Annotated in this window: 8 protein-coding genes; all 8 read right to left on the bottom strand. The window is 38.6% G+C overall.

The window, feature by feature from the left end:
• Nucleotides 1-491, bottom strand: a 491-nt coding sequence (locus RU96_RS11415) for a hypothetical protein (protein WP_071865638.1), incomplete at its 3' end; no start/stop codon positions are given.
• 515 nt (nt 492-1,006) lie between these two features.
• Nucleotides 1,007-1,183 (bottom strand): DNA-directed RNA polymerase subunit beta, encoded by a 177-nt coding sequence (locus tag RU96_RS11410; protein ID WP_016171500.1) that lies wholly within the window; start codon nt 1,181-1,183, stop codon nt 1,007-1,009.
• A gap of 19 nt (nt 1,184-1,202) precedes the next feature.
• On the bottom strand, nt 1,203-2,504 hold the full coding sequence (gene murA / locus RU96_RS11405) for a UDP-N-acetylglucosamine 1-carboxyvinyltransferase (RefSeq protein ID WP_071865637.1): 1,302 nt from the start codon (nt 2,502-2,504) through the stop codon (nt 1,203-1,205).
• 95 nt (nt 2,505-2,599) lie between these two features.
• Complete coding sequence (locus tag RU96_RS11400) at nt 2,600-2,833, bottom strand: DUF1146 family protein (protein WP_071865636.1); 234 nt, start codon at nt 2,831-2,833, stop codon at nt 2,600-2,602.
• Nucleotides 2,834-3,078: 245 nt separating this feature from the next.
• Nucleotides 3,079-3,498: a F0F1 ATP synthase subunit epsilon gene (locus RU96_RS11395; RefSeq protein WP_016171497.1), complete on the bottom strand. Its 420-nt coding sequence runs from the start codon at nt 3,496-3,498 to the stop codon at nt 3,079-3,081.
• A gap of 13 nt (nt 3,499-3,511) precedes the next feature.
• Nucleotides 3,512-4,918 (bottom strand): F0F1 ATP synthase subunit beta, encoded by a 1,407-nt coding sequence (gene atpD / locus RU96_RS11390; protein WP_071865635.1) that lies wholly within the window; start codon nt 4,916-4,918, stop codon nt 3,512-3,514.
• A 29-nt stretch (nt 4,919-4,947) separates the two neighbouring features.
• Nucleotides 4,948-5,850 (bottom strand): F0F1 ATP synthase subunit gamma, encoded by a 903-nt coding sequence (locus RU96_RS11385; protein WP_071865634.1) that lies wholly within the window; start codon nt 5,848-5,850, stop codon nt 4,948-4,950.
• 14 nt (nt 5,851-5,864) lie between these two features.
• Nucleotides 5,865-7,430: a F0F1 ATP synthase subunit alpha gene (atpA, locus tag RU96_RS11380; RefSeq protein WP_071865633.1), complete on the bottom strand. Its 1,566-nt coding sequence runs from the start codon at nt 7,428-7,430 to the stop codon at nt 5,865-5,867.
• Between the last annotated feature and the right edge of the window lie 7 nt (nt 7,431-7,437).

Genomic DNA, 7,437 nt, shown 5'->3' with positions numbered 1-7,437 from the left:
ATTGGATTTTCCAATAAATTTTGGCCAGTCGCGGTAATTGAACCGCCTCCTAGTGCATCAGCTGGATCTGAACTATAAGCAGTCGCTTCCATCATCATTGTTTGACCACTTGGCTGACTTTGATCTGCGGTTTGTTCGCTAGCTTCCGCTTTTTTTGCCGCTTCCTTTTCGGCTGCTGCTTTTTGGGCGGCTTCTTTTGCAGCCTTTTCTTTAGCAGCTTTTTCGGCCGCTGCTTTTTTAGCTTTTTCAGCCGCTGCTTTTTTGGCAGCTTCTTTTGCTTTAATATCTTCTTTTACCAAATCTACTGCTTGATTATTCGTCGTTTCAACTAATAGTGAGCTAGATAAATTCGTTGCTTGATTTTTCGTCACAAGTTCTGTATGCACTGTCGGTTCGCTCGTAACTTCATTTTCTGCCGCATAAACAGGCAACATACTTCCTACTGCGATAACAATTGTTGCACTTAAAATTGGTAATAATCGGGTTTGCATTTATTTGACACTCCTCAAAAAAATAAAAATTCGAATGGCTAAACATGAGCCTTTACAATTATTTGAAATTTTCCACGAGAAGTATCATAGCATCTCTTTTAAAAGCGTAGGTTACAAGAGAGTTAAACCTCTTTGACAAGAAAAAAGGAACAGCTTTATTTCTTGTTACAAACGAAATATTTGTCTTATAATTTTGATTTCTCCTTTAAAAACCTTGGTATAACAACATTTTAAAATATTACAAGTAGTAATTTTTCCTGTTAATTTACTTAAAAAGATGGGTATAAAAAAAGCGCGCGCAACAAAATATTACAGTAGATTTGGGCGGATGCACCAAAAGTAACCTTTTATTACACCTACCTTACAAAAAAGACAAAATATAAAACGGTAACAACTTTTCTTTCTCCCACTTTAAAAAATTAGAGGCAGAAAAAAATTTCTTTTAAGATAAAATGCTACCATTATTAAAAGTTGAATAGACTAAAAAAGCCGACCAAAATGGCCGGCAACAAGTTTTATTTCATGAAATCTAAGATATGGGTCCAAAGTCCTGGATAGAAAACTTTTAATGGCATTCCTTCACCAATTCCGCCATAACCAATCATTGTTCCGATAATGAACATAATCATAGCCAGTAAAAGGACAAAGAGAATTTTCACTAATGTCGTAATGATATAACGATTTAACCTCATCCAGTTACACCTCTATTTCTTAAGCAATCGTTGTCGCATTTTTAGTAGTTGCTTTGTGTTCAATCTCAACGCGCTCAACATTACCGCCTAACGCTTGTAGTTTCTTATGGAAGTTATAGTAGCCACGGTCTAAATATTTTAAATTACGGACACGTGTAATACCATTTGAACGTAAACCAACTAAAATTAAAGCAGCCGCAGCACGTAAGTCAGTGGCATAGACTAAAGCACCTTGCATTTCATGTCCACCTTCAATAACAGCTACGTTACCATCAATTTTTACGTGAGCATTCATGCGACGCATTTCTTCTAAATGTTGGAAACGATTTTCAAAAACTGTTTCAGTCACAACGCTAGTGCCAGGAGCTATCATTTGAATAGCTGTCATTTGTGCCTGCATATCCGTTGGAAAACCTGGGTGAGGCATTGTTTTTACATCCGTTGGTTTTAACACTTTAGGGCCAATAACACGAAGTCCATCTTCTTCTTCAATAATTTCAGCACCCATTTCACTCAATTTAGAAATTAAAGGGCGATTGTGTTCTGAAATAGCATCTTGAATTAAGACATTTCCTTCAGTCATTGCGGCAGCTACCATAAACGTACCAGCTTCAATTCTATCTTGAACGATAGAGTGATTAACCGCATGTAAATGTTCTACCCCTTCAATGCGCATTGTTTCTGTACCAGCACCAAAAATTTGAGCACCCATTTTATTTAAAATGTTGGCAAGATCAACAATTTCTGGTTCACGAGCTACATTTTCAATAATAGTAGTCCCTTTAGCTTTAACAGCAGCCATCATAATATTTTGGGTTGCACCAACACTTGGGAAATCCAAATAAATTGTGTTGCCGTGTAATTCATCAGCAATTGCTTCGATGTAACCTTCTTTTTGGTTAATTTTCGCGCCTAGGGCTTGAAAACCTTTTAAATGTAAGTCAATTGGACGTTTACCAATCGCACAGCCACCAGGCATGGCAACTTTTGCATGACCATTACGAGCCAAAAGTGGGCCCATTACAACAATTGAGGCACGCATTTGGCTTACCAATTCATACGGTGCTTCAATTTCCAATTGACGAGAAGCGTTGATTGTTACTTCATTTGCAGCTTCATTAAAATTCACATCCACATTTAAGTGGCGGATAACTTCATTCATTGTTAAAACATCGGATAAAATTGGCACATTCCGTAAAGTGGTTGTCCCTTCTTCAGCTAATAGGCTTGCAGCTAAGATTGGTAAAACGGCATTTTTGGCGCCTTCAATTTTGACAGTACCCTTTAGCTGATTACCACTTTGAACGATAATCTCTTCCATTAAAATTCCCTCCAGAAAATAGCCTGAATGCTTTTGCACTCAAAATCTGTTTTATTATACCATAACTTTTTCATAAAGTACGTTTTTTGTATTCACTATACGATTGATAGAAAAACATTCTTCAATAAATTCAGAACTTCTAAGAAAAAACTACTGGTTAAAAAGCCTAGGCTAATTGCCAGCATCAAAAGAACGATTCTGATTTGCGCAGTCTGAAACGTTTTGAACTGTGTATCAAGCCGTAATGACCGCAATCCCCAGAAGGCTAAATAAACAAATGCAAAATGACTAATAATCCGTACAATCGCATCAATACCGTAGATTTGCATTCGTTCTTCCTCCTGAATAAAAAATTCAACAATCCCATAATACCACAAATGGTAGTTTAAAAAAACAAAAACTTTTTTAAGGTTTTAAAACGTTTTTTTAAAATCTCTTTTATATTTTAGCCTATTTTAGTTTTTCTGCAAACCAAAAAGACTAATCTAGTGATTTTCCAAAAAATAACAATAGCTATAAAAGTAAAAGAATCTAAAAAAAGGTTATGACTGCTAGGAGTCATAACCTTTTCATTTTATTGATGTTTTGAAACATTGATGCGGTTAATAGCGCGATGTAAGGCAACCGTCGCCCGCCGTAGTTGATCGACGTCTTCTTTTTCTCGAGCTTCTTCAATCATTCGTTCCGCGCGTTGTTTTGCGCGTTCTGCCCGAGAAACATCAATATCTCGTTCTCTTTCGGCACTATCGGCAATAATGGATACGACATTATCTCTTACTTCCATAATGCCACCATTCACTGCGATCCAATCGACATGAGTATCAGAATCGGTCCTTTTCACCCGAACTTCATCAATTGCTAAAGGTGTGATAATCGGTGCGTGTTTTGGTAAAATACCAATTTCACCAGCCGTTGTATTGGCCACCACAATTTTTGCATGATGGTCATAGACTAAACCATTAGGTGTTACCACATTTACAGTTAAGTATTCCATGGTGCACCCCTTTCTAATAGCCTAGTTTTTTCGCTTTTTCCACCGCTTCTTCAATTGTACCGACATTACGGAAGGCTTCTTCTGGTAATTCATCGTGTTTCCCATCTAAAATTTCCTTAAAGCCTTTAATTGTTTCAGCAACAGGCACATAAGAACCTGGTTGACCGGTAAATTGTTCGGCAACGTGGAAATTTTGTGAAAGGAAGAATTGAATTCGGCGCGCTCTAGCGACCAAGATTTTTTCTTCATCAGATAATTCGTCCATCCCTAAGATGGCAATAATATCTTGTAATTCACGGTAACGTTGCAATACGTGTTGGACTTCACTGGCTACTTCATAGTGCTCTTCTCCCACAATTTCTGGTGCTAAAGCACTGGAAGATGAAGCAAGTGGATCCACCGCTGGATAAATCCCTTGTTCAGTTAATTTACGCTCCAAGTTGGTTGTTGCATCTAAGTGAGCGAAGGCTGTCGCTGGCGCTGGGTCAGTATAGTCATCGGCTGGCACATAAATCGCTTGGATTGAGGTAATAGAACCTTTTTTCGTTGAGGTAATCCGTTCTTGTAATTGCCCCATTTCAGTAGCTAATGTTGGTTGATAACCAACGGCAGAAGGCATTCGGCCTAATAAAGCAGATACTTCTGAACCGGCTTGGGTAAAACGGAAGATATTATCAATAAACAATAAGACATCTTGGCCTTCAACATCGCGGAAATATTCTGCAATAGTCAAACCAGTTAAAGCAACCCGCATCCGGGCACCAGGTGGCTCGTTCATTTGGCCAAACACCATGGCTGTTTTTTCGATAACGCCAGACTCTTTCATTTCATAATACAAGTCGTTACCTTCTCGAGTTCGTTCACCAACACCGGTAAAAACAGAAATACCACCATGTTCTTGTGCAATATTATGAATCAATTCTTGGATTAAAACGGTTTTACCTACACCGGCACCACCGAACAAACCAACTTTACCACCTTTTAAATAAGGAGCTAGTAAGTCGATAACTTTAATCCCTGTTTCTAAAATTTCAGTACTAGTGCTTAATTCGTCAAAATCAGGCGCTTTTTTGTGAATCCCGCTCCGCTTTTGATCAGCAGCAAAAGGTTCTTCTAAATCAATTGTATCGCCTAAAACGTTAAATACACGACCTAGAGTATCTTTTCCCACTGGTACAGAAATGGAACTGCCTGTATCAACAACTTCCATTCCTCGTTGCAAGCCATCAGTAGATTCCATTGCGATCGTTCGAATCACACCATCGCCTAGTTCTAAGGCAGCTTCTAGTACAATCTTGGTTTTTTGTTCGTCATTTTTATAGACAACCAAAGCATTGTTAATGTCTGGTAATGATTGATCTAAAGAGAATTCCACGTCAACAACGGGACCGATTACTTGAACAATCTTGCCTGAACTCATCTGTTTTCCTCCATTCACTTACGAAATCATTAATCAAGTGCCGCAGCACCAGCTACGATTTCGGTAATTTCTTGGGTAATTGCCCCTTGACGTGCGCGATTATAAGAAATCGTCAAATCAGCGATAATATTCTTCGCGTTGTCAGTTGCTGTCTTCATTGCTGTCATCCCCGCAGCATGTTCGGCTGTTTTAGCATCAACAATTGCGCCATAAATCAAGCTTTCAGCATATTGGGGTAGTAAATGATCCAAAATTTCTTCTTTAGAAGGTTCAAACAAATACTCTTGTTCATAACTTTCTGCTTCTTCTGGATCTAAGTCAACAATCGGCAACATTTTTTCTACTCGAAATTGACTAGTCAATGAATTAATATGGTGGTTATAGCACACATACAATTCGTCAAATACTTCATTTTGATACATCGTAGTTGCCATCGTGACAATCTTACGTACTTCTTCAAAACCTGGTTGATCAGATAGGTTACGCAATTCGTAAGCTAAATCAATACCACGGGCTTTAAAGAAGTCTGCGCCAGTACCACCAATGGCAATCATAACGTATTCCTCAGGTGAAGTATGATCTTCTTTTAACATTGACATCATTTGTTTTAAAATCGAGCTATTATAGCCACCAACTAGACCACCATCAGAGGTGATCACGATGTAACCAGTTTTTTTAACTGGGCGGCTAATTAACATACTATTGTAGTTCACCCCATCTTGTGGGCCGGCAGAATAAATATCATTTAACTGTTGTGCAGTTAAATGCGTAACTACTTCCCGAACTTTTGAGGCATAAATTTGAAACTGTTTTGAGTGAGCTTCAGATTTGGTCAATTTGGCAGCCGAAACCATTTGCATGGCGTTGGTGATTTGACTGGTTTTCTTTGTTGAAGCAATCCGTTGCTTAATCTCATTTAAGGAAGCTCCCATTTATCTCACCTCTTTTAAGAACGTTCGTTTTCGATTGAAGCGGCGGTATCTTTAGCAGAAGCAGAACTACTATTACCTGCTGCCATAAAGATATCTTTTGCTTCTTTAATTGCTGCATCTAATTCTTCTTCTGCAGGTAAATCTTTAGTGGTCCGAATAGTTTCAAAAATATCTGCATGATTAGCATCAATATATTCAAATAAGTTTTCTTCAAAGTCTAAAACTCGATTTACTGGGATACTATCAATAAATCCATGAGTTAAGGCATATAAAATTAAAACTTGTTTTTCAACTGCTAATGGTGCATGTAATTTTTGTTTCAAAATTTCCACTGTGCGACGACCACGATTTAGTTTTGCTTGGGTCGCTTGGTCTAAATCAGAACCAAATTGAGTAAAGGCTTCTAATTCACGGTAACTAGCTAAGTCTAAGCGCAAAGTTCCGGCAACTTTTTTCATCGCTTTAATTTGAGCAGACCCCCCAACCCGTGAAACAGATAAACCGGCATCAATCGCGGGTCTAACACCTGAATAGAACAAATCACTTTCTAAGAAGATTTGTCCATCGGTAATTGAAATAACGTTAGTTGGAATATAAGCAGAAATATCACCAGCTTGTGTTTCCACAAATGGTAAAGCGGTCATTGAGCCACCGCCTAATTCGTCAGATAATTTTGCTGCCCGTTCCAATAAACGAGAATGTAAGTAGAAAACATCCCCAGGGTATGCTTCACGACCTGGTGGCCGACGTAATAGTAAAGAAAGTTCACGATAAGCGACCGCTTGTTTTGATAAATCGTCAAAGACGATCAAAACGTGTTTGCCGTTATACATAAATTCTTCACCCATAGCAGTCCCTGCATATGGCGCGATATATAATAATGGTGCGGGTTGAGATGCCCCTGCTGAAACAACAATGGTATAATCTAACGCACCATATTTGCGTAACGTTTCAACTTGTGCCCGTACTGTAGAATCTTTTTGTCCAATGGCAACGTAGATACAAATCATATTTTGACCTTTTTGGTTGATGATTGTATCAATCGCAATTGAAGTTTTACCGGTTTTTCTATCCCCGATAACTAATTCCCGTTGTCCTCGACCGATTGGAACTAACGCATCAATGGCTTTTAAACCAGTTTGCATTGGTTCTGAGACAGATTGTCGTTGCATAACACCAGGTGCTAATGTTTCGACTGGACGAGTACTCGTGGTAGAAATTTCACCTAAGCCGTCAATGGGTTGTCCCAATGGGTTAACGACCCGACCAATTAAAGCATCCCCAACTGGAACTTCCATAATCTTCCCAGTTCGTTTTACTTTATCTCCTTCACGAATGGTCTCAAAATCACCTAAGATAATAATCCCGACATCGTTTGTTTCTAAGTTTTGTGCCATCCCAAATGAACCATTGGAAAATTCTAGTAATTCACCACTCATGGCATTTTCCAAACCGTGGGCCCGGGCAATCCCGTCACCGACATACGTTACAGTTCCAATTTCTTCAACTGCAAGTTCACTCTGGTAATTTTTGATTTGTTCTTTAATCAGAGCACTGATTTCTTCTGCTTTGATGGCCATTTGTTTC

Origin of the sequence: Enterococcus canintestini (genome assembly GCF_001885735.1) — a bacterium.
Lineage (GTDB): Bacteria > Bacillota > Bacilli > Lactobacillales > Enterococcaceae > Enterococcus_C > Enterococcus_C canintestini.
Note: the sequence above shows the minus strand (reverse complement) of the source record. Positions and strands in the feature narration are given on the sequence as shown.